Source organism: Phenylobacterium sp., from assembly GCF_031360265.1.
Lineage (GTDB): Bacteria > Pseudomonadota > Alphaproteobacteria > Caulobacterales > Caulobacteraceae > Phenylobacterium.
Genome location: NZ_JANMBF010000188.1, coordinates 1 through 25,775 on the forward strand (window position 1 = coordinate 1; position 25,775 = coordinate 25,775).

A 25,775-nucleotide genomic window follows, 5' to 3' on the forward strand; every position below is an offset into this window, starting at 1 on the left:
GAGGACGCCCTGGCCTTGTGCCGGGCCCAGATCGCGGCCTACGAAGGCGGCGCATGACCCCGCCCGCCTGCCGCTTCTGCAAGACGCCGCTGATCCACACCTTCCTGGATCTCGGCCGCCAGCCCCTGGCCAACAGCTACCTGACCGCCGAGCAGCTCGCCGCCGGATCGGAACCGTCCTATCCGCTGCACGTGCGGGTCTGCCACCGGTGTTTCCTGGTGCAGGCCGATGACGCCGTCCCGGCCGACGCGATCTTCGACGACGGCTATGCCTATTTCTCGTCCTATTCGACCAGCTGGGTGGAGCATGCGCGGCGCTATGCCATGGCCATGACCGAGAGGTTCGGCCTGGGTCCGCAGGCGATGGTCGTCGAAGTGGCGAGCAACGACGGCTATCTGCTGAAGCATTTCATCGACATGGGCATGTCCGTGCTGGGCGTCGAGCCGACCGCCAACACCGCCGAGGCCGCGCGCGCCGTCGGGGTGCCCACCGAGGTGGCGTTCTTCGGCGAAGCGACCGGGCGCGATCTGGCGGCGCGCGGCGTGCGCGCGGACCTGATGGCGGCCAACAATGTGCTGGCCCACGTGCCCGACATCGCCGACTTCGTGGCTGGCTTTCGCGCGGTGCTGAAGCCGCAGGGCGTGCTGACCTTCGAGTTCCCGCACCTGCTGAACCTGATCGACAAGGTGCAGTTCGACACCATCTATCACGAACACTTTTCCTACCTGTCGCTGCTGGCGGTGGAGCAGGTGCTGCGCGCCAAGGATCTAAGACCGTTCGATGTCGAACGACTTTCCACCCACGGCGGGTCGCTGCGGCTGTTGTGTTGTCACCAGGCCGCCAGTCACGCGGAAACCGACGCCTTGTGCGTGCTGCGGGCCGACGAGGCCGCCGCCGGCCTTGGCCGGATCGAGACCTACGCCGGCTTCGCGCCCAGGGTCGAGGCGGTGCGCGCCAGCTTTCGCGCCTTCCTGGCGGCGGAAAAGGCGGCCGGCCGACGGGTCTGCGCCTATGGCGCGGCGGCCAAGGGCAACACCTTCCTCAACTATTGCGGCACGACGACCGCCGACATCGCCGTGGTGTTCGACGCCAGCGCGGCCAAGCAGGGCCGGTTCCTGCCCGGCAGCCACCTGCCGGTGCTCAGTCCCGACGCCATCGCCGAGGTGCGGCCCGACGACCTGGTGATCCTGCCCTGGAACCTGAAGGACGAAATCATCGGCCAGACGGCCTTCATCCGCGACTGGGGCGGCCGCTTCGTCACCGCCTCGCCCGTGACCACGGTCATCCCATGAGCCGGATCCTGGCCTGATGCGGTTTTCGACGACCGCGATCGCCGGCGTGATGGTCATCGACATTGAGGCGCACGAGGACGAGCGCGGCGCCTTCGCGCGCCTGCACTGCCCGGAGGACTTCGCCGCCGCCGGCCATCCGTTCAGCCCCGTGCAGACCAGCCTGTCGCGCAACCCGCACCCCGGAACCCTACGTGGTCTGCACCACCAGCCTGCGCCGCACGCCGAGGTGAAGCTGGTGCGAGCGGTCCGGGGTCGGATATTCGATGTGGCGCTGGACCTGCGCCGCGACAGCGCCACCTGTCGACAGTGGGTCTCGGCCGAGCTGTCGGCGGACAACGCCCGGGCCCTGCTGATCCCGGAGGGGGTCGCCCACGGCTTCCTGACGCTCGAGCCCGACACCGACGTGCTCTACCAGATCACCCCGGTCTTCCAGCCGGGTCACGAGGCCGGCGTCCGCTGGAACGACCCGGCCTTCGCCATCGCCTGGCCCCACGCGCCGGCGTTGATCTCGCCGCGCGATGCGGCCTACCCTGATCACCTGGTTTAGGGGCCGCGGGGATGCTGCAGATCGATCCCACAGCGAAGATCTCCGCCCTGGCGGATATCGAGGAGTCGGTGCGCGGCACCCGGATCGCCATCGGCCCCCGCACGGTCATCGACGCCTTCGTCAAGATCAAGCCGGCCGGTGGTATGGGCGACGTGGTGATCGGCGCCGACTGCGCGATCAATTCCGGCGTGGTGATCTACAGCGGCAACGGCGTGACCATCGGCGACGCCGTGGCGATCGCCGCCAACTGCACTCTGGCCCCCACCAACCACGCCGTGGCCGACACCACGCGGCGCATCCGCGACCAGGGCTTTCAGCCATCCAAGGGCGGGATCGTGATCGAAGAGGACGTCTGGCTGGGCGCCAATGTTGTGGTGCTGGACGGTGCGATCATCCGCCGAGGCGCGGTGATCGCGGCGGGCTCGGTCGTGCGCGGCGAGGTTCCCGCGATGGCGATCTATGCCGGGGCGCCAGCACGACGCATCGGCCAGCGTGGCGACCCGCCCCGATGACCGGCCTGGCCACAGTCATCGGCGCCACCGGCTTCGTCGGCCGCAGGTTGCAGGCGCGGCTGGCGGTGGAAGGCTGGGACGTCTATGCGCCGGCCCGTGACGACCGCACCCTGTTCGGCCGCGACATGGGGGTGGTGTTCTATTGCGCGGGCCTGACCGCCGACTACGACCGCCGCCCGTTCGACACCGTCGAGGCCCACGCCAGCCTGGTCAGCGAACTGGTCCGCGCCGGCCGCTTCGAACAGCTGATCTACCTTTCCTCGACCCGGCTCTACGACGGCCAGCCGGTGGCGGTCGCCAGTGAGACGCTGCCGCTGGTTTTCGACCCGGCCGACCCGCGCCGCACCTACGATCTGTCGAAGGCGCTGGGGGAAAACATCACGCTCACCCGCACCGAAGGGCGCGGCGCCGTCGCCCGGCTGGCCAATGTCTTCGACTGGCTGCTGGACTCGCCAGGCTTCCTGTCCGCCTGGCTGATCGAGGCGGCCAGGACCCGCGACCTCAACCTGGACTCCAGCCCGCACATCGCCCGCGACTACATCCATCTGGACGATGTGGTCTCGGCGCTGATCGCCATGGCCGAGAAACCGGCGACCGGCGTGGTCAACGTGGCCGGCGGCGAGCTCACCGCCAACGCCGAGATCGCCAACCTCTTCCTCGAGGCCGGGTGGAAGGTCGCCTTCAAGGGCGACGCCTCGCCGCCGCCGCCGCCCCGGGCCGACATTTCGCGGCTGCGCGCGCTCGGCGTCACACCGACGCCGGTCAAGGATGTGGTGCGCCACTATCTGCGGAGGCTGACGGCTTGAAACTCCGCGATCACACGCGCGCCAGCCTGCTCGACTACACCGTCGCCCAATGCGCCGCGATCGTCCCCGATGGCCGCGAGGCCGCGTTTCGCGCCACGGTCGACGCCCACCTCGACGAGGCGCTGGTCAGGCTGGGGCGCTGCATCGACGCCTGCGCGCCCTGGCGTCCCGGCGAGTTCAACGTCCTGCAGTCGTCACAGCACACGATCTATCTGTATTACCTCGCCAATACGATCTGGACACGGTCCGGCGACACCGCCGCCCCGACCCGGCTGTTCCTGATGAACAAGGCGCTGAACGGCATCGACCTGTTCTATGAAATCGCTATGCCCGAGGTCTTCTACATCGGCCACAGCGTCGGCATTGTCCTGGCCAAGGCGACCTATGGAAACCATCTGGTGCTCTACCAGAACGCCACCGTCGGCCGGCACAAGGACCAGATCCCGGTGATCGGCGAGCGGGTGGTGCTCTATCCGGGCAGCGCGGTCGTCGCCGGCGCCGTGGTCGCGGACGACGCGGTGATTTCGCAAGGCGTGCGGGTGATCGGCCGTGCCGTGCCGCGCGGCATGATGGTGTTCGCCGGTGGGCCGGGCGAGCTGATCTTCCGGCCCCGTCCCGACGACCTGATGGCCGAATATTTCCGGGCGTAGGGGCGGCTCAGCCGGTCGGCCGCACCGTGCGCGCGATCAGGTCGTAGAAGTCGCGGGCGAACTGTTCGGTCTGGCCCAGCGGCCCGGCCTTGATCTGCTCGCGCAGGCTGTGGCGCAGCGCTTCGCGGCGCGGGCGGTCGGCGGCGAGATCCGTGGCGATGCGCACGAAGGCGTCCTTGTCCTCGGTGGCGAGATCGGCGAGGCCGCTGTTGGCCAGGATCGAGCCGCTCAGCCGCTCGAAGAAAGCCTCGCCGATGAGGCTGACCACCGGCACGCCCATCCAGAGCGACTCCGTGGTGGTGGTGCCGCCGGTCAGCGGAACCGTGTCCAGGCTGATGTCGATCTCGTTGTAGAACGGCATGTGGACGCCACGGACGGTGCTGAACACGATCCGCTCCGGCGCGATCCCGTGGCGGCCGAATTCCGCCAGAATATGCCGCCGGAAGCTGGCCGCACTCCCCTCCGGCCGGATGAACATGAACCGCGACCCGGGGGTCGCGCCCAACACCCGCGACCAGAGCGAAAACGTCTCGCGATTGTATTTGTGCGGATTGTTGGCGGTGCCGAAGGTGATCGCGCCTGCCCGGTCCTGCGGCAGGCCCGGCGCGATCACATGGCTCTCGGAAAACACCATCCGGCCGAGCGCGATCCAGCTGTGCGGCATCAGGAGCGGCTCTTCGATCAGCAGGTCGCGGCGCGGCGGCGTGTTGAAGGGGTCGCAGATCAGGTAGTCGATCGTCGAGAGTCCCGCGGAGTGGGGATAGCCCAGCCAGCTGGCCTGCTTCGGCGCCGGGCGATAGGCCATCACGTCCAGGCGGTTCATGTGGGTTGAGCCGCCGAGCTCGATGAGCATGTCGAGGCCGTCGTCGGCGATCACTTGCGCGGCTTCTCGCGAATTGATCTCCGGCTGCCACCGGTAGGCGGTCGACTTCGAGGCGAAGAACGCCTGCAGCCGGTCGGCATGGTCGCCCTGGTAGAACGAGTAGCAGTAGATTTCGAAGCGCTCGGCGTCGACGTGCTCGAACAAGGGAAGGGCGAAATAGCCGACCGGATGCTGGCGCAGGTCCGACGACATGAATCCCAGTCGGATCTTGCCGTCTGGTGACCTTGGCGCCGGCCGGCGGATCGGGTTCTTCGCGGCCGCGGCCTCGGCATGTCTGGCCCAGATGCGGTGCTGCTCCAGCAGTTCGTAGCGGTCATCCAGGGTCTTCACCTGCGCCAGCTGCTTCAGGAGCGCGGTGTGGCGGTTGCTGTTCGCCCAGCCGCGCCCGAGGCTGGCGAAATCGCCAAGCGCGCTCAGGGCGTCGAAGTCGCAGACGCGGATCAGCGTCTCGTTCAGCACCTTCAGATGCCCGGGCCGGGTGGTCTGGAAGGCCAGGGCGCGCAGCGCCAGCTGATAGGACTCCTCGATATTGGCGCCCTCGTCGCCTTCGCGCGTCCGCTCCAGGCTCTCGATCAGGGCCATCAGATAGTCGAGCTTGTCGGGTTCCAGCTCGACGGCGCGACGCAGGTGGAGGTTGGCGCGAGGCCGGTCGAAGTCGGCGACGATGTTGCCCAGCTGATAGTGCAGCCAGCCGGCGGTTTCCATCCGCGGCAGCAGTTCCAGAAGATAGGCCTCGCAGCGGCGCGCCTGGCCGGCGCGGCGCAGGATCACCGCGCGCGCCTCCAGCAGCCGCGGATGGTCGGGATTGGCCTCCAGCCCACGGTCGATCAGAGTCTCGGTCTCGGCGGCGTGAAGGTCCTCGTTCGCAAGCCCGATCATGTCCATCCAGGCCTCGACATTGTCCTTCTTGACCGCCACGGCCTGGCGGAATCGGGTCATGGCCGCGGCCCGCTTGTCCTGCTTGACCAGGGCCCGACCGAGCTGGCGCTGATATTCGGAATTGCGCGGCTCGGCGCGGACCAACTTGGCGAACACCGCCTCGCCGCGAACCCCATCGTCCATGTCGAGCAGCACATTGCCCCGGTTCGACAGCACCGAGCGATTGTTCGGCGCCAGCCGGACCGCCTTGTCCAGGGCCTCGAGCGCCTGGGGGTAGCGGAACAGGCGGCGGTAGAAGACCCCCAGGATGTTGTGGATCTCGAAGTCGCGCGGGAACCGCTCAGCCCCGGCCAGGCCCCAGGTCACGCCCTCTTCCAGGCGATTGGCGCGATACAACTGGACCAGCAGCGCGCGATAGACGGGCGCCGGCTGGACGGGATCGGCCGTCAGAAGCTCCTCCAGCGAGCGGATCGCATCGTCGCCGCCGCCCGCTTTCAGCGCCGCATCCGCCGCGGCCAACCGCTCATCCATGCTTCCACTCAACCTGCGCCGCCGCCCGCCGGCACCCTTAAGGCCGCCCGCCGCCCCTGGCTAGCGTGAGTGACGCCGCCAGCGGCCGCGACCCGCGGCGGATCGGGTCGACATCGATCATCGATCCCCGTCGCGGCGCTTGTCACCCGCCTGACACAGGAATGAGGATGTTAGGATAGTCGCAACGGAGAATCGCCGCTGTCCCCGCCCCCGTCGCCTCGACCGACTGAGCGCTCGCCCTGGCCCATCGCGGGTGTCGCGGCGGCGGCCTTGGCGGCGTTCGGTCTGCTGATCGCCTCGGGTCAGCTGGCGGTTGTCGCAGGGCTAGCCGGAGCGGTCTTCGTTGCGGTCGTGGCGCTGGCTCTTCTGCTCGTCGCCGGGCGAGGCGATCCGGTTGCGGCGACGCGGGAACCCGATGACCCACAGGCGGCTGGGGCCCCGTATGCGCGCCTCGCCAACGCCTTGCCCGATCCAATCCTGGTGATTTCCGGCGGCGCCGCCGAGGACCTGTCCACGCGCCGCTACCTGTTCGCCAACCGCGCCGCGCGCGAGCTCTTCCGGCTGGACCAGGAGACCGGCCTGCTGGTCGCCGCGATCCGCGATCCGCAGGTGCTGGAGGCGGTCGACGAGGCGCTGTTCGGCGGCATCGCGGCGGATTGCGTCTATGAGAGTCCAGGCGTCCAGCCCAAGACCCTGCGCGCCCATGCCCGGCCGCTGGAGACCGCGCCCGAGGGCGGGCGCTTGGCGCTGCTGGCCTTCCGCGACGAGACCGAACTGCGCCAGGTCGAGCGCACCCGCGCCGATTTCCTGGCCAACGCCAGCCACGAGCTGCGCACGCCCCTGGCCTCGCTGGCCGGATTCATTGAGACCCTGCGCGGCCATGCGCGCCAGGACGAAGGCGCCCGCGACCGGTTCCTGGCGATCATGCAGGCCCAGACCGAGCGGATGAACCGGCTGATCGACGACCTGATGTCGCTGAGCCGCATCGAACTCAACGAGCATGTGGCGCCGGGGGACCGCGTGGATCTGGCCCGCGCGGTGATGGATGCGGTCGACGCCGCCGCGCCGCTGGCCCGCCAGCGTGACGTGCGGCTGGTGCCCGACCTGCCGCAGGCCGGGACCGCATCCGTGGTCGGCGACCGCGACCAGCTGGTGCAGGTGGCCCAGAACCTCATCGACAATGCGCTGAAATACTCGCCCGACGGTGGCGCCGTCGGCATCCGCGTGCTCGTCGCCCTGACCGCGGTTCACGCTGTGGCGGGCGAGCGGCCGGCGGCGGCGCGGCTGTCGCTGCTGACCCCAGACCGCGCCGAGGGCCTCTATGCGGTGCTGCGGGTCAGCGATCAGGGCTCGGGAATCGCCCGCGAGAACCTGCCGCGGCTGAGCGAGCGGTTCTATCGCGTCGAGGGCCAGAAGAGCGGTGAACGCGCCGGCACCGGCCTGGGCCTGGCCATCGTCAAGCATATCGCCAACCGCCATCGGGGGGGCCTGGTGGTCGAGAGTGCGCCGGGGCAGGGCTCCACCTTCACAGCCTATCTGCCGCTGGCCCCCGAAAACGCCCTTCGCCCTGTCGCGAAAATGTCATGAGAGCGTAGCATAGGGGCGGCACACCGCGAGCTAGGTTCGCAGGCGCTGGGAGCCGTCAAGGGGCGTCGGCGACGTGAAGCCCGCGCTGGGCGCTTGAAAACCGGCGGCACGTCGGGGAGACGCGGATGAACGAACATATCGTCAAGTCCTACGAGGACGAGCTGAACGGCCTGGCGGCGGAATGCGCCCGGATGGGCGGCCTGACCGAGGCCCAGGTGGCCGACGCCGTCGCCGCGGTGGTCAAGCGCAACCAGGATCTGGCGATGTCGGTGGTGGCCCGCGACGACAGGCTGGACGAGGCCGAGCGCGAAATCGAGCGCCGGACCATCCGGATGATCGCCCTGCGCCAGCCGGTGGCCGACGACCTGCGCCGCGCGGTGGCGGCGATGAAGGTGGCCAACAACCTGGAACGCTGCGGCGACCTGGCGAAAAACATCGCCAAGCGCGCCCTGGTGATCATCGAGTCCGATCCGCTGACCCCGCTCACCCGGTCGATCGACCGGATGGGCAAGCTGGTGCTGGCCAGGCTCGCCAGTGTGCTCGACGCCTACACGCGCTCGGACCTGGAAGGCGCGCTGGCGGTGTGGAGCCAGGACGATGAGGTCGACGAGCACTATAATTCGCTGTTCCGCGAGCTGCTCACCTACATGATGGGCGATCCGCGCACGATCACCGCCTGCGCCCACATGCTGTTCGTCGCCAAGAATCTTGAGCGGATCGGTGACCACGCCACCAACATCGCCGAGATCATCCACTACCAGATCACCGGCGACGAGATGATGCTGATCCGGCCCAAGACCGACGGCCTGCGGACCTGATGCGCCCCATGTCTGTGATGCGCCCCGTGCCTGTGATGCGCCCATGTCGGTGACGCCGCACATCCTGGTCGTCGAGGACGAGGATTCGCTCGCCACCCTGCTGCAATACAACCTGCAGAAGGAGGGCTACGAGGTCCGTCTCGCCGGCGACGGCGAGGAGGCGCTGGTGATGATCGACGAGCGGCTGCCTGACCTGGTGGTGCTGGACTGGATGCTGCCCAAGGTCTCCGGCATCGAGGTCTGTCGCCGCCTGCGCCAGCGCAACGAGACCCGCAACCTGCCGATCGTCATCCTGACCGCGCGCGGCGAGGAGAGCGACCGGGTCCGGGGCCTCGACACCGGCGCCGACGACTATGTGGTCAAGCCGTTCTCGATGACCGAGCTGACCGCCCGCATCCGCGCGGTGCTGCGCCGCCTGCGTCCCGGCCTGGCCGAGGACCGCGTCCGTCGCGGCGACCTGCTGATCGACCGCGTGGCCCACCGGGTAAAGCGCGCGGGCCAGGAGATCCACCTGGGCCCCACCGAGTTCCGCCTGCTCGACTACCTGATGCAGCACCCCGGCCGGGTGTTCTCCCGCGAACAGCTGCTGGACGCGGTCTGGGGCTCCGACGTCTATGTCGAGGCCCGCACGGTGGACGTCCATATCGGCCGCCTGCGCAAGGCCCTGGGCGCCTCGGACGACAGCGACCCGATCCGCACGGTGCGGTCAGCGGGGTATTCGTTGGACCTGGAAGGGTAGGGGCGGGCGGGTCGGCGCGGCGACTGCTAGCGAGGGTTTGTAAGGGGCGAGGCGAGATGACTGCCTGGCGCCAGGGGGGGCATTCGCTCCCACGCCGACAGCAGACATCGTCAGCTGTCATTTGCAGGCCGCGATAGTTCGTGCGCGCTCGGCGGACATCCTCCGGCACGGGGGCACCCCTAAGTCAGCATGACCACATGTGCCATCAGGGTACGATGCCATATGGACGTACGCGCCGCTCATTGATTGGCGATTCCGCAGCGATCATCTTCAACGCGCTCGTTGTCGACGCAGTCACCGCTTTCATCGCGTCATCTGCATTCCCAATGTTTTTGAACATGAAGGCACCTCTAAGGGCTGAATGCCCACGCCCCACTTGCCGCTTATGCACAGCACCTCGGGCTCGGCTCGTGCGAGAAACCGCCGTATCTCTTTCGTACATGCTAGCGCAGTCACATTGGGGCGTCCGTCCGCTTACGGCAAGGATCATCTGTGCCTTCAATCAGATTACGATCGATGTCTCATGTACAGCAACGCTTCCACCGCCGAAAAGCGGACCCTCCGCAACGTCTCTGATGAGTCCAGGCTGTGTAAAAACTCGCGGCGGTCAAAATCGCACGCAACTCCTTGCCTCCCAGGCGCCCGCTTTCGGTCAGACCTTGCGTCGCGCCTCCCGTGTGCGGCTGCCTCAGGTAGGAAATTGCGCGGAATTTTCGCGGCTCCGCGTTTTTACACAGCCTCAGTCAGAAGTCGCCATCGGGGGAACGCCGCACGCATGTCCCCCGCCGACCTTTGCCAATATCCAGGACATCAACCTGCCCATGATGCCATGATCCCGGCGCTGGTCCTTGACCGCTACGCCCGCTCGCGCGAAAGCCAGCGCCCATGAACATCCTCCTCGTCGGTTCCGGGGGGCGCGAGCATGCGCTGGCCTGGAAGATCGCGCGGTCGCCGCTGCTGACGCGGCTGGTCTGCGCGCCGGGCAATCCCGGCATGGCGGCGATCTCAGAGGTGCGGGACATCAAGGCCACCGAGGTCGCGCGCCTGGTGGCGCTGGCCCGGGAGATCGCCGCTGACCTGGTGGTGATCGGGCCTGAGGTGGCGATCGAAGCCGGCCTCGCCGACGCCCTGGAGGCGGCGAAGATCGCCTGCTTCGGACCCACGGCGCAGGCGGGACAGCTGGAAAGCTCCAAGGCGTTCACCAAGGCGTTCTGCGACCGTCATCACCTGCCGACGGGCGCCTACCGGATCTGTGACGACGCCGGGGCGGCCAAGGCGGCGCTGGCCCACTTCCACCCGCCCTATGTGGTCAAGGCCGATGGCCTGGCGGCCGGCAAGGGCGTGGTCATCGCCGCCGATCTCGCCACGGCCCACGCCGCCATCGACGACGCCTTTGGCGGGAGCTTCGGGGCGGCCGGCGCGCGGGTGGTGATCGAGGAATTCCTCGAGGGCGAGATCGGCTCGCTGTTCGCGCTTAGCGACGGCAAGACCTCGATGCTGTTCGGCTGGGCCCAGGACCACAAGCGCGCCTTCGACGGCGACGAGGGTCCCAACACCGGCGGCATGGGGACCTATTCCCCGGCCCCTGTCTTCACTCTCGATCTGGTGGATCAGGTCGATCACCGGCTGGTGCGGCCGGCCGTCAAGGGCATCGCCGCGGACGGCGCGCCCTATCGCGGCGTGCTGTTCGTGGAGCTGATGTCCACCCGCCACGGCCCCAAGCTGATCGAGTTCAACGCCCGCTTCGGCGACCCGGAATGCCAGGTCCTGATGCTTCGCCTGGAAAGCGACCTCGTGCCCTATCTGCTGGCCTGCGCCACCGGCCGGCTGCACGAGATGCCGCCGCCCGTGTGGCGCGACCTGGACGCGGTGTGCGTGGTGCTGGCGACGGAAGGCTATCCCGGTCCCGCCCAGGCCGGCAGCGTCATCGGCGGTCTCGACCAGGCCTTCGGTGAGGGCGTGGTGGTGTTCCAGGCGGGCACCACCGCCGGCGCGGATGGCGCGATCCTGGCCGGCGCCGGACGCGCGCTCAACGTCTGCGCCACAGGTCGCGACTTCGCCGAAGCCCGCGAGCGGGCCTATGGCGCGGTGGCCCTGATCGACTGGCCGCAAGGTTTCCACCGCACCGATATCGGCTGGCGCGCGCTGGCGCGCTGAAGATTGGGCGCTGGCCCGCCCTGGCGCGCCGATCGCCTTGCCCCCGGCGCACCCCGGCCGTTAGTGTGGGTTCAAACAACTGTAGGGGAAACGCCATGGCCGACGTCGTCGACGCCGCCGCCGAACAGGAGCGCGAGGCGCTCAACACCGGCACCAAGCCCGTGGCCGAATCGCACCGGTTCGACGAGGCGGCGCTGGCCCGCTGGATGGAGACCCATGTCGAGGGCTATGCCGGCCCGCTGGAGGTCCAGCAGTTCAAGGGCGGCCAGTCCAACCCGACCTACCAGCTGATCACGCCGGGCAAGAAGTACGTCCTGCGCCGCAAGCCGCCGGGCAAGCTCTTGCCCTCGGCCCACGCGGTCGACCGGGAATACAAGGTGATCACCGCCATGGGGACCACGGGCTTCCCGGTGGCCAGGACCTACGGGCTCTGCGTCGACGACGCGGTGATCGGCACCTGGTTCTACATCATGGACATGGTCGAGGGCCGGATCCTCTGGGACCAGACGCTGCCGCAGTATGAGCCAGCCCAGCGCCACGCGATCTTCATGGACAAGATCAAGACCCTGGCCGAACTGCACAACACCGACCACGAGGCCATCGGCCTGGGGGATTTCGGCCGGCCCGGCAACTACATGGGTCGCCAGGTCGAGCGCTGGACGCGGCAATACAAGGCCTCCGAGACCGACCACATCCCGGAGATGGAGAAGCTCATCAAATGGCTGCCCGCCACCCTGCCGGCGCAGGAGCGGACCAGCGTGGTGCACGGCGACTATCGCCTCGACAACATGATCTTCCACCCGACCGAGCCCAAGGTCATCGCCGTTTTGGACTGGGAGCTGTCAACGCTGGGCGAACCGCTGGCGGACTTCACCTATCTGCTGATGAACTGGGTCAACGGCGCGATCGCGACGATCCCCGACCAGAAGGCCCATGGCGTCCCGACCATGGACGAAACGGTCGCCTACTATTGCAGCCTGACCGGCCGCTCCGGCCTGCACGATCTGGACTGGTTCTTCAGCTACAACGCCTTCCGGCTGGCGGGCATCCTCCAGGGGATCGTTGGCCGGGTGCGCGACGGCACCGCCAACAGCCCGCACGCCGCCCAGCAGGCCGACCGTGTGGTGTCGCTGGCGCAAGCCAGCTGGCGCTTCGCCGAGAAGGCCGGCGCGACCGGCTAGAGGCCGGCCTTCGCCAGCAGGGCGTCTAGCGCCGCCGGATCGTCGAACGCCGCGCGCACCGGCCAGGCGACGACGCGGGCGCGCCAGGCGGGCGGCAGGCGCACCCAGTCCTTTTCGGTGGTCACCAGCCCTGCGCCGAATTGCGCCGCGCGCTGGGCCAGCCGGCGAAGGGTCGCCTCGTCATAGGCCTGATGGTCGGGGAAGGGCGCGAAGTCGGCGAGGTCGCAGCCGGCCGCCTGAAGGGCGCGCTCGACCTTCCAGGGCATGCCGATGCCGGCAAAGCCCACCTGGGGTCCGCCGGGCGGCGGGGCGTCGGGCCGCAGGTGCGCCAGGCTGAGCGGCCGGCCGTCCAGGGTCTGGACCAGCGCCGGGTCCGCCGCCGCCAGGTCGGCCGGCAGCAGGATCACCACCGCGTCGGCGCGCGCCAGCCCGACCTTCAGCGGCTCGCGCAGGGGACCCGCCGGGAACACCCGCCCGTCGCCGAAGGGCCAGGCGTCGTCGCGGGTCTCGCCATCGACCACGACGATTGACAGCGCCTTGGTCAGCGAGGGGTTCTGGTGGCCGTCGTCCAGGACGATGACCTCGGCGCCGGCCTGCGCCGCGGCCCTGGCGCCCGCGGGCCTGTCGCGGGCGATCCACACCGGGAACCGCGCGGCGAGCATCAAGGGCTCGTCGCCGACCTCTGCGGCCGTGTGGCGCGCGGGATCGACGCGGACCGGGCCGGCCAGGCTGCCGCCATAGCCCCGCGACAGCAGGTGCACAGCCTTGCCGCGCGCCGCCAGCCGTTCGGCCAGCGCGCGGACCACCGGCGTCTTGCCGGCGCCGCCCAGGGTCAGGTTGCCGACGCAGATCACCGGAACGCCGGGATCGAAGGGGCGCGCGCGGGCGATCCGCCGCGCCGTCACCCCGGCCCAGATCCACGACAGCGGGGTGAGCAGGGCCCGCGTCACCGGCATGCCGCCTCCGCGCTGGCTCAAGCCCCGGACGTACCACCCGCGCGGCGTGGCCAGTTTCATGTCGGTAACAGCGGCTCGATCAACGCCAGAGCCGCCTCCAGCGCCGCGCCCTGGCGACCGGCGTAGTCGGCCGCGGCCTCGCCGATCCGTCGCGCGATCATCGGATGGTCCAGCAGGCCCGCGATGTGCCGGGCCAGGCTCGCCCCGTCGCGCGCCCCGATGGCGGCGGCCTCGGCGAACATCTCGGCATAGACATCGAAGGCGTTGGCGACCCAGGGGCCGGTGACGATGGCGCAGCCCAGCCGCGCGGCCTCCAATGGATTGTGGCCGCCAATACCCTCGACAAAGCTCCCGCCGATCACCACCACGTCCGCCGCCGCGTAGAAGGCGCCGAGTTCGCCCAGGGTGTCGGCCACATAGGCGGTGACGGTCGGACCGGGCGGCTCGCCGGCGGACCGTCGCGCGACCCGGAACCCCAGGCCCGCCAGCTCGGCGGCGACGGCGGGGCCGCGATCGGGGTGCCGGGGGGCGACGATCAGCAGGGCGTCTAGGGCGCCGGCGCGCACGGCCTTGGCGATCAGCGGCTCCTCGCCGGCGTGGGTGCTGGCGGCCAGGACGATCCCACGCGGCCCGGCGGCGGCCTTCAGCGCGGCCAGGGTCGCGGCGTCCACCGGTGGCGCCTCGCCCATCCGCTTCAGGTTCAGACAGGGGCCGACCTCCGCGCCCAGCCGGGCCAGCCGCGCCCCGGTCGCCGGGTCCTGCGGCAGCACGAGATCGAAGGTCCGAAGGAGGGCGCGCGCGGTCGCCGGCGCGCGACCCCAGCCCTTGGCGCTGGCCTCGGTGATCCGCGCCGACAGCAGCGCCAGGCGGATGTTTCGGACGCGGGCCGCGACGATCAGGTTCGGCCAAAGTTCGCTCTCGACCAGCAGGGCCGCGCCGGGCCGCCAGTGGTCGAGGAAACCGGCCGCCGCGCCGGGGGTGTCGATCGGCGCGAACTGGTGGTTCACGCCCGTCGGCAGGCGCCCCGCCAGCACCTGGGCCGAGGTCACCGTGCCGTTGGTGACCAGCATATTGAGATCCGGACGACGTGTCCGCAGGGCGGTGATCAGCGGGATCAAGGACAGGCCCTCGCCGACGCTGACGCCGTGCAGCCAGACCAGCGGGCCCGCCGGTCGGGGCGTCGTCGTGCGCCCAAGACGCTCGGACAGGCGCGCGGGGTCCTCCTTGCCGGCCCGTGCGCGGCGGCGCAGCACGACCGGCGCCAGCGGCGCGAACAGGCCGGTCGCTGCGGCGTAGAGCGCCAGCGGCAGGGTGTGCGGCGGTCGGCTCACATCCCCTCGGCCGGGGCGTGCGCGTGAGAGTCGGGTCCATGATCGTGGTCGTCGTGCGTCTGCGCCATCGGGCCTATCTCTCATCGCCCGCGCACGGGATCAATGCGCACGCCGCGAGACCAGCGCCTCGGCCCGGCGGGTGGCGGCGGAAAGGCGGGCGGACCAGTCAAGGATCAGGCCGGCGATGGCGGCCTCGTCGGCCTTGGGTGGGACATAGAGAGGGCCATCCCAGACCACGGCGCCGCGGCCGAACGGCGCGGCGAACATCACCTTGTCCCAGGTGTCGAACTGGAAGGCCGGGCGGGCGGCGATGCCGATCAGGAAGACCGGCTGGCCGGACCGCCGCGCGATCTGCAGCGAGCCCGCGGCGATGACCTCGCCCGGTCCGCGCGGCCCGTCGGGGGTCACCACCAGGGCTCCGCCGCCGGCCACATGGGCCACCGCCTCGCGGAAGGCGGCGACCGCCTGGCGCGCCTTGGCGGTGTCGCCGGGCTTGGCCGTCGAGATGCGGATCGCCGGGAACCGCGCCATGGCCAGGGCCCGGGCGATGAACTCGCCGTCGGCGGAGGGGGAGATCAGCGCCTTGGTCCGCTTGCGCCACCACTGCGGGGCCATCGCCAGGCAGACGGGGATGCGGCCGTGCCAGAACAGGGCCACCGCGCCGGCCTCGCCCGCCAGCACCGGCTCGACACAATCGAGGTTTTCGTGACGCCATCGCACCGTCGCCAGGATCAGGCGGATGTAACCGCCCAGCAGCCAGCCAAGTCCTGCCTGCACCGCGGGATGGCGCAGCAGCCCCTTCAAGCCGCCGTCTCCGCCGCGCCGGCCTCCAGGTTCTGGCTCTGCGCCAGGCGGGCGTAGAGACCCCGCGCCCGGATCAGGCCGGCATGGTCGCCGGTCTCGACGATCCGGCCCCCGTCGATGACGTAGATGCGGTCGGCGTTGCGCACCGTCGACAGCCGGTGGGCGATCAGCAGGGTGGCGCGGCCGGCCATCAACCGCCTCAGAGCCGCCTGCACCTGGGCCTCGCTCTCGGTGTCCAGCGCGCTGGTGGCCTCGTCGAGCAGCAGGATCGGGGCGTCCTTGAGGAAGGCGCGGGCGATGGCGATCCGCTGGCGCTGGCCGCCGGACAGCCGGGTTCCGGCCTCGCCGACCTGAGTCCCGTAGCCGCCGGGCAGCGCCAGGATGAACTCGTGCGCCGCCGCCTCCTTCGCCGCCTGCTCGATCTCCACATCGCTCGCGCCTGGCCGGGCGTAGGCGATGTTGGCGCGCACGCTGTCGTCGAACAGAAACGGCTCCTGGGTCACCAGGGCGATCTGGTCGCGCAGGGATGGCAGGGTCACCTCGCGCAGATCGTGGCCGTCGATCAGCACCCGGCCGGCGGTGGGATCGTAGAACCGCGGGATCAGGTTGAGGATGGTCGACTTGCCGCCGCCCGACGGGCCGACCAGCGCTACGGTCTCGCCGCGCCGCGCCTCGAAGGACACATCGCTCAACGTCGGCGCGCCTTCGGGACCGTAGGCGAACCCCACATGCTCGAAGCGGATGGTGGCCTGGCCGCGGGGCAGAGGATGGGCTCCGGGCCGCTCGCGCACTTCCGGGGCGATGTCGAGCGCGCTGAACAGCCGGCGCGCCGCCGACATGCCCTCGGCGAACACCGTCTGCAGGTTGGCCAGCTGGCGCAGCGACTGCGACGCCATGCCGAGCGCTCCGATGAAGGCGACGAATGCGCCCACCGTCATGTGCCCGTGCTCGGAGCGCCAGCCGGCGTAGGCGATCACGCCGGCGGTGATCAGGGTCATCAGCAGTTCGGTGGCCGGCGCGGCATAGGCGCGCGCGTTGGCGCCCTTGGTCAGGTGGCCCTGGCGGCGGCGCACCACCTGGTCGACGCGGGCCTCCTCATAGCTTTCGCGGTTCTCGATCTTGACGATGCGCACGCCGTCCAGGCTTTCCATGATCGCGCTGGAGAGCGCCGAGGTCTCGGCCATCGCTCCCTTGGCGGCCTTGGTCGTGCGCCGCGAGAACCGGCGCATGATCCAGCTGGCGGGCGGGGCGGCGACCACCACCGCCAGCGACAGCACCAGATCGTTGGAGACCATGATGGTGATCGCCCCGACCACCGTCAGCAGGTGCTGGGTATAGTTGATCACCCCGGCGGTCGCCGCCTCGCGGATCAGGCCCGCGTCATAGAGCACCGAGGAGACGTAAGTCCCGGAATGCTGGCTGCGCAGGCGCGCCAGGTCGGCCCGGACCAGCGTGCCGAACAGCTGCACCTGGACGTCGCCCACCACGGCGTTGCCGATGCGGTTGACCAGCGAGGCCTGGATCACCTGAGCGAGCGTCCGGCCGATGGCGTAGGCGGCGATCAGCGGCGGCAGGATCAACAACGCGCCCGCCTTGTGGTTGACCATCAGGTCGTTGGTCGCCGGCTCCAGGATCTGGATCAGCTTGGACGAGAAGAAGGCCACCAGGATCGCAGCGAACAGAGCGGTGAGCCAGCCCTTCCAGCGCGGCGCCATATAGACCCGCGCCACCCGGCCGATCAGGGCGCGGGCGGAAAGCTCTGGCGGGGCGCGCTCGCTCATGGGGTTGGCGTCGTCCGATGCGGGGTGGAAGTCAAGAAGGGCGGCGCGGCGGCCGCGCGTCCTCGGTGTCGCGTGGCTTTCGTCGCCGGCCCGAAGGCTCTAGGTAGGGCGCGATGACCGCTGCGCCAACCGATCCGCGATTCGACCTTGTCACCCCCGGCGGGCGGCTGCGCGCCTATGCCGACTATCTGTGGAACGACCACGCCTATCTGAGGTTGGGGTTCCAGAACGCCCATTGGATCTCCGAGGAACTTGTGCGCACCAACCAGCCGTGGCCGCACCAGCTGGCGGCCTGGAAGGCCCGGGGCGTCAGGACCATCGTCAACCTGCGCGGCGGTTTCGACGCGAGTTTCCATGCGTTGGAGAAGGACGCCTGCCGCCGGCTGGGCCTTGAGATGGTCAATTTCACCGTCACCTCGCGCGAAGTCCCGAGCCGCGAGCAGATGCACGGCGCCAGGCGACTGTTCGAAACCATCGCCTACCCGGCGCTGATCCATTGCAAGTCCGGCGCGGACCGGGCCGGCATCGTCAGCGTGCTCTACCTGCATTTTCGCCAGGGCCGTCCCATCCGAGAGGCCCTGGACCAGCTCTCCCTGCGCTACCTGCATGTGAAACAGGGCAATACCGGCGTGCTGGACTATGTCTTCGAGCGCTACCTGGCCGAGGGCGAGCCCGCCGGGATGGCGTTCCTGGACTGGGTCGACAGCCCGCTCTACGACCCCGCCCGGATGAAGGCCGAGTTCCGCGCCGGCATGCTGGGCGCCGTGCTGACCGAGCGGTTGCTGCGGCGCGAGTAGTCCGGTCAGCCGGCCTGGGGTCCGCCGAGGCGCGTCAGCAGACCCCGCACCGCCTCGGCCGCCGCCAGGGTGGCGTCGATCCCCGCGGACCGGCTCGGCGGCGGCGGGTCGCCAAGCCGCGCCACCAGCGCCTTGTCCAGCAGGTGATCGACGAACCGGGCATGTCGGTGGCCGGATGTCAGGCCGAAGATCCATACCGGCGCCCGGGTGGCCAGGGCTTCGGAGATCATCGAGACGCTGTCGCTGGTGACCACCAGCTCATCGGCCAGGGCCAGGATCGGCAGATAGGGATTGGGCGCCGCGCCCTCCCACAGGAAAGCCGAGGGCGAACCACCATAGCGGGCCCGCAGGGCGGTGATCGCTTCGGGCGAGGACCGGCGCGAGGGCGTGATCAGCAGCGAGCCGTGGCTTTGCGTCTGCCAGGCGTCCAGTTGCGCGATCAGCCGTTGCGCGTCGGCGCCGGTGAACGGATTGCGCCGTGTCGAGCCGCCGACCAGAACGCCGCGCCAGGGGCGAGGCAGGCCGGCGAAGCGCCGGTCCCCCGCGGCCGCGGCCTCCGCCAGCGCCTTGGGCCGCACGCCGTGCATCGCGGTATCGACGGTCAGCACCTCGGCGCCGCGGGCGCCGTCATGAGGCAGGGCCACCACCAGGTCGAAGGCCCCGGCCGCCGGTGGCCGCTGAATGTGAACGCAGATCATCGCCGCCTTGTTGCGGCGACGAATGGCCAAGGCCACCAGGCCGGCGCGACGGCCGCAACTGATCAGGACATCCGGCCAGGGCGGGGCGAGGCCGCCCTCCCGGCAGGTGACCCCTGCCAGGCTCAGGCTGAAGACGGACGATGGAGCCAGGGCCCAGAGCCGATTGACGGCGACCGTCTTCTCCACGGCGTCGGGGCAGAGTTCGGCGGCCAGGCCGGCGGCCTGGTGGCGGCTGCCGACCTCGCCCGTGGTCATCGACCAGACCTTCAGGCGGCTCACCGGTCACACGGACCCGAACTCATCGGCCGGGTCGACCCTTGGCGAGGGCCGAGAGGCGGTGGCGCAGGCCGCCAATGAACGATGCGCGTGTGGAGCGCAGGTAGTTGAGTTGGAGAACCCGCCGCGGTCCGACATAGCGACTGTGGCCGTGCCAGGAGCGATCCGAGCGTCGGAACGCCACCAACGAGCCCATGGCCGCGGGAATCTCCACGGCCTCGGAGTTGATGTCGGCGCGGTCGCGCAACAGGCGAAGCTGGCCCTCGCCGCCGCGCCAGTCGCGGTTGAGGTAGAGCAGCAGGGACACGATCTTGGTCCGGGAATCGGTATGAATCCGTCCGTCCCGCGCCGAACAGTGACCGCGCAGCGTCACCAGCGTCGGTCGGTCGGTGAGGTCGATCGCGAAGACCCGCTCGACGACCCGCCTGAAGCGATCGGACTCGAGATCGGCGATCAGCGCCTTAAGCGCCGGCCCGGGCGGGGCGTCCGACAGCGAATAGGAGCCGGAATCGCGGATGTCCGGATAGTCGGCCCAGACGGCGGCCGCGCAGTCCGGAGAAAGGGCGTCGTTGACATGGAAATGCTCGAACGGCTCGCGCCGCAGCACCGCCGACTCAAGGATTTCCCAGTTCAGGCCGCTCATCGTTTTGTCTTGGGCGCCTGCGCGCCACGCTCCCGCTTCAGTGACGACACGGATGGACCCCGCCCGCAGCGGTCTTTCGGAGCAGGGCCGCAGTCCCGCGAGTGCGAATGAAGGTCATGATCAGTGCTGATGGTCATCTCCATCGGAAGCCGGGTCGAGCAGCCGGTGCGCGTGGATGATGAAATAGCGCATCAGGGCGTTGTCGACCGTCGACTGCGCCTTGCCACGCCAGGCGGCCAGCGCCTGCTGGTAATTCGGGTAGGCGCCGGCCAGGTCGACCTTGTCCAGGTCCTTGAACTGCGCGGGCCCTTCCAGGCTCTTCAGTTCGCCACCGATGACCAGGTGCAGCAGCTGTTTGTCGGGCATGGCGGGGCTCTTGACCTGTGATTCGATCTGTTGGCGTCGGCGATAGGCCCGTCGGGGTCACGGATCAACCGCCGCCGTCAGAGCCCGGCGATGGCCAGGGCGTCGATCAGCACCGACGGCGCGTTGGACGATCCGCGGATCTCCAGGTCGGCTCCGGGGATCAGGCGGGCGTAGATGTCGATCAGGTTGCCGGCCACGGTGATCTCGCTCACCGGATAGGCGATTTCGCCGCCCTCGAACCAGAACCCGGAACAGCCCACCGACCAGTCGCCGGTGTTGCCGTTGAGCGAGGGTCCGAACATCGAGGTGACCAGCAGGCCCGCCCCGGCGTCGGCCATCAGCTGCGCCTGGGTTCGCGTCCCTGGCTGCAGGGTGAGGTTCGACGGGCCCACGCCCGGCGGCCCGGCCAGGCCCCGCGACGCGTGGCCGGTGGTGGCCAGGCCCAACTGGCGGGCCGAGGCGGTGTTCAGCAGCCAGGTGGTCAGCACGCCATCCTGGATCAGGCTGACCGGCCCGTTGGCGACCCCCTCGTCATCGAACGGGGAGGAACCCAGGCCGCGTGCGCGGTGCGGGTCGTCGGTGACGCTGACGCCCTTGGCGAACACCGGCTGGCCGAGCCTGTCCTTGAGGAACGAGGTGCCGCGCGCGATCGACGGGCCGGCGATGGCGCCGATCAGCGGACCCAGCAGGGACGCGGCCAGCCGGTTCTCGAAGATCACCGGGGCGGTGGTCGAGGCGATCTTGCGCGCGCCCAGCCGGCCCGCCGCCCGGCGGCCGGCCTCGGTTCCGATGGCGTCGGGTTCGGGAAGGTCGCTCTGCCACCGCACGGAGCGGCCGTCGTAGCCGGTTTCCATGCCGCCTTCGTCGCCGGCGATGGCCGAGGCGCCGAGCGAAAAGGCCGAGGCGCGGTGCAGGCCCGAGAATCCGGCGCTGGTGACCATCCGCCACTGACCGGTCGACCAGGAGGCTGAGCCGCCGTCGGAATTGGTGACCTTGTCGACCGCGCGCGCGGCCGCCTCGGCGATACGCGCCTTCGCCTCCAGGGCCTCGGGCGCGGGCTCGGCGGGATCGTAGAGGTCGAGGTCGCGCAGGGCGCCGCGGGCCAGCCGGTCAGGGTCGGCCAGGCTGGCGTAGGGATCTTCGGGGGCCAGCCGGGCCATGGCGACGCAGCGGTCCACCAGCTTGGCGCGGGCCTCGGCGCTGACGTCGGAGCCGGAGACGGAGGCCTGGCGCTGGCCGATGAACACGCGCAGGCCCAGGTCGCGGGACTCCTCGCGCTCGACCTCCTCAAGCGCGCCGTTGCGCACGCCGATGGAAAGCGCCCGGCGCTCCGCGCCCACGGCCTCGGCGGCGTCGGCGCCGGCGGCCAGAGCCGCGGCCACCACGTCGTTCAACAGGTTTTCGTCCATGCGGGCCATATGGCCGAGCGCGCCGCCTGCGGCAAGGACGCCGCGGCCTTGCCGACCGGGCATCTTCGCGGAAAAGGCTTCAGGGGATGGCGTAAAACAACAACGCCACGCCGCCCAGGATGTAGGCGATCCAGGTCAGCAGCACGCCGGCGGCGCGCGGCAGGGAGGCGCCGCCGCTCAGCGACAGGCCGATCGCATGGACCACGCGGCCGACAAACAGCGTCAGGCCGACGGCATGCACCACCATCGGCGGCGCCCCGGCCATCACCAGGACGGCGATGGCGATCAGGCCGGCGGGCACATATTCCGTGGCGTTGCCGAAGGCGCGGACCGCCTGGGTCAGCCGGGGAATGTCGGCGTCGCCCAGGGCCACGCCGTGGCGGCGCCTCTGGCGCACCACCAGCACCGACAGCACCAGCAGCAGGATCAGGTTGAGGCCGACCCACAACGCCGCCGCATGGGCTGAAACCGTCACGTCCATGGCGTCGTCCCCCGTGCGGGCGACAGTTGCGCGCGCTTCCCGGCTCTTCGCAAGGTCAGGGGACCGGCTTGCCGTCGCCGGGCAGGCCGAGCCGCGACCACATCTGCGTCACCGCCTCGACGGTGGCCGGGTCCATGCTGAGCAGCCGGCCCCATTCGCGGTGGGTCTCCGGCGGCCATTTGTTGGTGGCGTCCAGCCCGATCTTCGATCCCAGCCCGGACTCCGGCGAGGCGAAGTCCAGGTAGTCGATGGGGGTGTTCTCGATCACCGTGATGTCGCGGGCCGGATCCATGCGGGTGGAGATCGCCCACATCACATCCTTCCAGCTGCGGGCGTCGATGTCGTCGTCCACGACGATCACCCACTTGGTGTACATGAACTGGCGAAGGTAGCTCCAGACGCCCATCATCACCCGCTTGGCATGCCCGGCGTAGGCCTTCTTCATCGACACAACGGCGATCCGGTAGGAGCAGCCCTCCGGCGGCAGCCAGAAGTCGACGATCTCCGGGAACTGCTGGCGCAGCAGGGGAATGAACACCTCGTTCAGCGCCTCGCCGAGCACCGAGGGCTCGTCGGGCGGACGGCCGGTGAAGGTGGTCAGATAGATCGGGTCCTTGCGCATCGTGATCGCGCTGACCTGGAAGATCGGGAATTTCTCGACCGAGTTGTAGAACCCGGTGTGGTCGCCGTAGGGCCCCTCGTCGGCATAGTCGTCCAGCAGGACGTGGCCCTCGATGACGATCTCGGCGTTGGCCGGGACCATCAGCGGCACGGTCTTGGCGGCGACCAGTTCGACCTTGGCGCCGCGCAGCAGGCCGGCGAACTGGTACTCCGAGAGCGTGTCGGGGACCGGGGTGACGGCGGCCAGGATCGTGCCGGGATCGGCCCCGATCACCGCGCAGGCGGGCAGGGGATCGCGCTTGCCCTCGGCTTTCCAGCGGCGGTGGTGCTGGGCGCCGCCGCGATGGGCCAGCCAGCGCATCACCGTGCGGTCGGGCCCCAGGACCTGCATCCGGTAGATGCCCAGGTTGTAGTCGTCCTCCCGCGTCGCGGACGGACCCCTGGTGACCACCAGCGGCCAGGTGATCAGGGGCGCCGGTTCGCCCGGCCAGCAGGTCTGGATCGGCAGCCGGGACAGGTCGATGTCGGAGCCGGTCCAGACCACCTCCTGCACAGGCGCCTTCTTCACCACGGCCGGGCGCATGGACATCACCGTCTTGGCCAGCGGCAGCATGTCCCAGGCGTCCTTCAGTCCGCGCGGGGGTTCGGGCGCGCGCAGGAAGGCCAGCAGCTCGCCGACTTCGCGCAGGTCGGCCGCGGTGGTCCGCTCGCGGCCCTCGAGCGTCACGCCCATGGCCACCCGCTTGACCGTGCCGAACAGGTTGACCAGGCAGGGCATCGACGACCGTTCGCCGTCGGCGCGGATGACGTTTTCGAACAGCACCGCGGGGCCGCTCTCCGCCAGCAGCCGACGGTGGATCTCGGTGATCTGGAGCACAGAGGAGACCGGCTCGGAGACGCGGACCAGCTCGCCCGCGGCCTCCAGCTTGCCCATGAAATCCCGCATCGACTTGTACGCCATGCGACTTCCCTAGGGTTCCGGGGCTCCCCTGTCACGCCCGCCGGCGCTAGACTTGGCCGATGAAGCGCATCGATCTCGACGACCTGCCGCCAAAGCTCGCGGCCCTGCTCGCCGCAGCCGTGCCCGGCGAAGAACTCCTCCTCGTCCAGAACGGCGCGGTGATCGGGCGTCTGACCGGGGCGCCGCCGCCGCCCCGGGACGCCTCACAAACTGACGCGCCGCCCCCGCCCGAGGAAAACGCCAAGGAGATCTTCGAACAGTTCCGCGCGATGATCGAAGACGAGTTCTGACGCGCATCCCTAGGCCTCGTCCGAACGTACACCCTCCCGCGGGGGATCGTCCCGTCGAGGGAGCCCTGACATGAAATCCGCCGCACTGACCGCCGCCGCCCTTGCGCTCGCCCTGGCCAGTGGCGCCTGCGCCTCTATGTCGGGCTCGCAAGGCGCCAAGGCGCCAGAGCCTGCCAAGCCGGTGGAGGCCGCGACCTTCTATGCCGGCCGCTGGTACGAGATCGGCCGCACGCCGATGTCGCTGACCGATGGCTGCGTGGCGGGATACACCGACTACCTCAGGACCGGGGGCGGTCTGGTCGAGCGCGACGGCTGCCGCGACAAGACGCCGGACGGCAAGGAAAAGGTCATCGCCGGCCCGCTGAAGATCCTCAATCCCGGCCAGAACACCAAGGTCCATGTCAGCTATCGGCTGTTCGGCTTCGTGCCCGTAGCCCGCGACTACTGGATGCTCGACCACGGCGACGGCTGGTTCATCCCGGCGACGCCCGACCTGAAGATGGTCAACCTCTACACCCGCGAGGCGCACCCTTCGGCGGCCCGGATCGCCGAGTTGACGGCGCGGACCAAGGCGCTCGGCTACGATGTCGGCAAGCTGGAATTCCCCGCGCTTCAGCCGGGCTCCTGATCGCCCGCCGCCGCGTCGTAGGCCTTCACCGCCGTCTTCTTGGCGATCTTGCGGAAGCGGCGGTCGAGGAAGTTGCGGAACGAGCCGGGATGCAGGCTGTCGATCCGCGCCAGCACGCACGGATAGTCCTTGTAGTGGGCGGTGAAGTGGAACGTGCCGGGTTCGGCCTCCATCAGCATCTCGCGCTCGTCGTGGCTGACCTCCATCAACACCATCGAGGCGTCGTCGCGGCGCAGGCGGGTGAAGAACTTGCCGTTCAGCTTGTAGGCCGGCGAGCCATAGCTCATGCCCTTCTCGACGCCGGGAAAGGCCAGGACGATGGCTTCCATCTCCGCGAGCGTCATCTGGGCTCCATCTGGGTTGCGCTGCCCATCCTGCGAAATTGCGCCGAGGCGTCAATCAGCAGCGCCAGGCGGCGCGCGCGGGCGGCCGGCGTCTTGGCGTCCACAACACGGTGGGTTGCGAGCTTGCGATAGCCGGGCGGCTGGGTCTGGAAGTACGCCCAGGCCGCCGCGTCGGCCTGGAACCGGGCCAGCTCCTCCGCCGCGAAGTCCGCCGCCGCCCGCTCGTAGGAATAGACCCCGGTGCGATGCTTGCCGACGTCGTGGGCGGCCTGGCCGGCCGGTGCGACCCGCCCCTGCGCCTTGAGCTCTTCGAAGCGCCGCAGGTTGACCTGGCTCCAGACCCCGCCAGATCTCCGTCGAGTAAACCGGATGCGGTAGGCCGCCTCGTCGACACGATGCCGCACCCCGTCGATCCAGCCGAAGCACAGCGCCTCGTCGACGCCCTGCGGCCAACTCATCGAGGCACGGTCGGATCCGACTTTCCAGAAGCCCACCGAAAGCTCGCAAGCCGTGGCATGGTTGGCCTCCAGCCAGGCCCGCCAGTCAGCCTGGGTGGTGAAGAAGGTCGGCGCCATCAGTACGCCAGCGCCACGCCGTCCTTGCGCATCTCCGTGGCCGCGGCGTAGCGGCCAGGCCAGCGCTGGATCGCCTGGTAGCCGCCATAGACGCCGGGGTTGGGGGCAAGCTTCCAGCCAAGCTCGGCCAGCGCCTTCTGAGTGGCGGCCGGCACGCCGGTCTCCAGGTTCAGCTTGCCCAGCGGGTCGAGCGCCTCGCCGGTCGGCTCACTGCCGCCCTCGTGATGCCAGC

Annotated in this window: 26 protein-coding genes and 1 pseudogene; 13 read left to right on the top strand and 14 right to left on the bottom strand. The window is 69.9% G+C overall.

The genetic code is table 11. From position 1 onward, the window contains the following. The first annotated feature begins 53 nt into the window (after positions 1-53). Genes RMN86_RS17590 through RMN86_RS17610 form a run of 5 tightly spaced genes read left to right on the top strand, consistent with a single transcriptional unit; the run spans position 54 to position 3,807 of the window. A complete protein-coding gene (locus RMN86_RS17590; RefSeq protein ID WP_309607159.1) occupies positions 54-1,292 on the top strand; it encodes a class I SAM-dependent methyltransferase in 1,239 nt (412 codons plus the stop codon). A gap of 16 nt (positions 1,293-1,308) precedes the next feature. Beyond that, the gene (rfbC, locus tag RMN86_RS17595; RefSeq protein WP_309607160.1) at positions 1,309-1,839 is read left to right on the top strand and encodes a dTDP-4-dehydrorhamnose 3,5-epimerase; all 531 of its coding nucleotides are present in this window, start codon (positions 1,309-1,311) and stop codon (positions 1,837-1,839) included. Positions 1,840-1,850: 11 nt separating this feature from the next. Continuing rightward, entirely contained in the window at positions 1,851-2,351 is a 501-nt protein-coding gene (locus RMN86_RS17600; RefSeq protein WP_309607161.1) for a DapH/DapD/GlmU-related protein, read from the top strand. After that, positions 2,348-3,157 carry an SDR family oxidoreductase gene (locus RMN86_RS17605; RefSeq protein ID WP_309607162.1) on the top strand — a complete coding sequence of 270 codons (810 nt, stop codon included), beginning with the start codon at positions 2,348-2,350 and terminating at the stop codon, positions 3,155-3,157. The genes RMN86_RS17600 and RMN86_RS17605 overlap by 4 nt, the downstream gene beginning before the upstream one ends. Next, on the top strand, positions 3,154-3,807 hold the full coding sequence (locus tag RMN86_RS17610; RefSeq protein ID WP_309607163.1) for a hypothetical protein: 654 nt from the start codon (positions 3,154-3,156) through the stop codon (positions 3,805-3,807). The genes RMN86_RS17605 and RMN86_RS17610 overlap by 4 nt, the downstream gene beginning before the upstream one ends. Before the next feature lie 7 nt (positions 3,808-3,814). Here RMN86_RS17610 and RMN86_RS17615 read toward each other — a convergent pair whose 3' ends face one another. Continuing rightward, on the bottom strand, positions 3,815-6,100 hold the full coding sequence (locus tag RMN86_RS17615; RefSeq protein WP_309607164.1) for a tetratricopeptide repeat protein: 2,286 nt from the start codon (positions 6,098-6,100) through the stop codon (positions 3,815-3,817). Positions 6,101-6,370: 270 nt separating this feature from the next. Here RMN86_RS17615 and RMN86_RS17620 point away from each other — a divergent pair, with 270 nt between their 5' ends. The 5 genes from RMN86_RS17620 to RMN86_RS17640 all read left to right on the top strand — a co-directional run bounded on the left by RMN86_RS17620 (position 6,371) and on the right by RMN86_RS17640 (position 12,582). After that, positions 6,371-7,687 (top strand): sensor histidine kinase, encoded by a 1,317-nt coding sequence (locus tag RMN86_RS17620; protein WP_405041363.1) that lies wholly within the window; start codon positions 6,371-6,373, stop codon positions 7,685-7,687. A 125-nt stretch (positions 7,688-7,812) separates the two neighbouring features. Then, entirely contained in the window at positions 7,813-8,505 is a 693-nt protein-coding gene (gene phoU, locus RMN86_RS17625) for a phosphate signaling complex protein PhoU (RefSeq protein ID WP_309607166.1), read from the top strand. Positions 8,506-8,554: 49 nt separating this feature from the next. Continuing rightward, complete coding sequence (gene phoB, locus RMN86_RS17630) at positions 8,555-9,244, top strand: phosphate regulon transcriptional regulator PhoB (RefSeq protein WP_309607185.1); 690 nt, start codon at positions 8,555-8,557, stop codon at positions 9,242-9,244. Between the two features lie 885 nt (positions 9,245-10,129). After that, a complete protein-coding gene (purD, locus tag RMN86_RS17635; RefSeq protein WP_309607167.1) occupies positions 10,130-11,401 on the top strand; it encodes a phosphoribosylamine--glycine ligase in 1,272 nt (423 codons plus the stop codon). Positions 11,402-11,496: 95 nt separating this feature from the next. Beyond that, positions 11,497-12,582: a phosphotransferase gene (locus RMN86_RS17640; RefSeq protein WP_309607168.1), complete on the top strand. Its 1,086-nt coding sequence runs from the start codon at positions 11,497-11,499 to the stop codon at positions 12,580-12,582. On the opposite strand, the gene lpxK is transcribed toward RMN86_RS17640, so the two are convergent. From lpxK to RMN86_RS17660, 4 genes are all read right to left on the bottom strand, one after another. Then, on the bottom strand, positions 12,579-13,598 hold the full coding sequence (gene lpxK / locus RMN86_RS17645; RefSeq protein ID WP_309607169.1) for a tetraacyldisaccharide 4'-kinase: 1,020 nt from the start codon (positions 13,596-13,598) through the stop codon (positions 12,579-12,581). The genes RMN86_RS17640 and lpxK overlap by 4 nt on opposite strands. Beyond that, a complete protein-coding gene (locus RMN86_RS17650) occupies positions 13,595-14,869 on the bottom strand; it encodes a 3-deoxy-D-manno-octulosonic acid transferase (RefSeq protein ID WP_309607170.1) in 1,275 nt (424 codons plus the stop codon). The genes lpxK and RMN86_RS17650 overlap by 4 nt, the downstream gene beginning before the upstream one ends. Positions 14,870-14,968: 99 nt before the next feature. Beyond that, a complete protein-coding gene (locus RMN86_RS17655; protein WP_309607171.1) occupies positions 14,969-15,673 on the bottom strand; it encodes a lysophospholipid acyltransferase family protein in 705 nt (234 codons plus the stop codon). Beyond that, positions 15,670-17,454 (bottom strand): ABC transporter ATP-binding protein, encoded by a 1,785-nt coding sequence (locus RMN86_RS17660; RefSeq protein WP_309607173.1) that lies wholly within the window; start codon positions 17,452-17,454, stop codon positions 15,670-15,672. The genes RMN86_RS17655 and RMN86_RS17660 overlap by 4 nt, the downstream gene beginning before the upstream one ends. A gap of 113 nt (positions 17,455-17,567) precedes the next feature. Between RMN86_RS17660 and RMN86_RS17665 the strand changes: the two genes are divergently transcribed. Next, on the top strand, positions 17,568-18,251 hold the full coding sequence (locus tag RMN86_RS17665; protein ID WP_309607174.1) for a fused DSP-PTPase phosphatase/NAD kinase-like protein: 684 nt from the start codon (positions 17,568-17,570) through the stop codon (positions 18,249-18,251). Between the two features lie 5 nt (positions 18,252-18,256). Here RMN86_RS17665 and RMN86_RS17670 read toward each other — a convergent pair whose 3' ends face one another. The 6 genes from RMN86_RS17670 to RMN86_RS17695 all read right to left on the bottom strand — a co-directional run bounded on the left by RMN86_RS17670 (position 18,257) and on the right by RMN86_RS17695 (position 23,706). Then, the gene (locus RMN86_RS17670) at positions 18,257-19,228 is read right to left on the bottom strand and encodes a mitochondrial fission ELM1 family protein (RefSeq protein ID WP_309607176.1); all 972 of its coding nucleotides are present in this window, start codon (positions 19,226-19,228) and stop codon (positions 18,257-18,259) included. Between the two features lie 19 nt (positions 19,229-19,247). Next, complete coding sequence (locus tag RMN86_RS17675) at positions 19,248-19,868, bottom strand: 2OG-Fe(II) oxygenase (protein WP_309607177.1); 621 nt, start codon at positions 19,866-19,868, stop codon at positions 19,248-19,250. Positions 19,869-19,988: 120 nt separating this feature from the next. Beyond that, complete coding sequence (locus RMN86_RS17680; protein ID WP_309607178.1) at positions 19,989-20,234, bottom strand: DUF4170 domain-containing protein; 246 nt, start codon at positions 20,232-20,234, stop codon at positions 19,989-19,991. A gap of 77 nt (positions 20,235-20,311) precedes the next feature. Beyond that, positions 20,312-21,643 carry a TldD/PmbA family protein gene (locus RMN86_RS17685; protein WP_309607186.1) on the bottom strand — a complete coding sequence of 444 codons (1,332 nt, stop codon included), beginning with the start codon at positions 21,641-21,643 and terminating at the stop codon, positions 20,312-20,314. A 79-nt stretch (positions 21,644-21,722) separates the two neighbouring features. Next, positions 21,723-22,124 (bottom strand): MAPEG family protein, encoded by a 402-nt coding sequence (locus RMN86_RS17690; protein ID WP_309607179.1) that lies wholly within the window; start codon positions 22,122-22,124, stop codon positions 21,723-21,725. A 55-nt stretch (positions 22,125-22,179) separates the two neighbouring features. Further along, positions 22,180-23,706 carry a UbiD family decarboxylase gene (locus RMN86_RS17695; protein WP_309607180.1) on the bottom strand — a complete coding sequence of 509 codons (1,527 nt, stop codon included), beginning with the start codon at positions 23,704-23,706 and terminating at the stop codon, positions 22,180-22,182. A 59-nt stretch (positions 23,707-23,765) separates the two neighbouring features. Here RMN86_RS17695 and RMN86_RS17700 point away from each other — a divergent pair, with 59 nt between their 5' ends. Beyond that, positions 23,766-23,996, top strand: coding sequence for a hypothetical protein (locus tag RMN86_RS17700; RefSeq protein ID WP_309607181.1), 231 nt, complete (start codon positions 23,766-23,768; stop codon positions 23,994-23,996). Positions 23,997-24,066: 70 nt separating this feature from the next. Next, on the top strand, positions 24,067-24,624 hold the full coding sequence (locus RMN86_RS17705; RefSeq protein ID WP_309607182.1) for a lipocalin family protein: 558 nt from the start codon (positions 24,067-24,069) through the stop codon (positions 24,622-24,624). Here RMN86_RS17705 and RMN86_RS17710 read toward each other — a convergent pair. The 3 genes and pseudogenes from RMN86_RS17710 to RMN86_RS17720 form a co-directional block, all read right to left on the bottom strand. Beyond that, positions 24,609-24,968 carry an MmcQ/YjbR family DNA-binding protein gene (locus RMN86_RS17710; RefSeq protein WP_309607183.1) on the bottom strand — a complete coding sequence of 120 codons (360 nt, stop codon included), beginning with the start codon at positions 24,966-24,968 and terminating at the stop codon, positions 24,609-24,611. The two genes, RMN86_RS17705 and RMN86_RS17710, sit on opposite strands and share 16 nt — an antisense overlap. Next, complete coding sequence (locus RMN86_RS17715) at positions 24,965-25,543, bottom strand: YdeI/OmpD-associated family protein (protein ID WP_309607184.1); 579 nt, start codon at positions 25,541-25,543, stop codon at positions 24,965-24,967. The genes RMN86_RS17710 and RMN86_RS17715 overlap by 4 nt, the downstream gene beginning before the upstream one ends. Then, positions 25,543-25,775: pseudogene (locus tag RMN86_RS17720) on the bottom strand (gamma-glutamyltransferase); the annotation flags it as partial. The gene RMN86_RS17715 and the pseudogene RMN86_RS17720, both read right to left, overlap by 1 nt.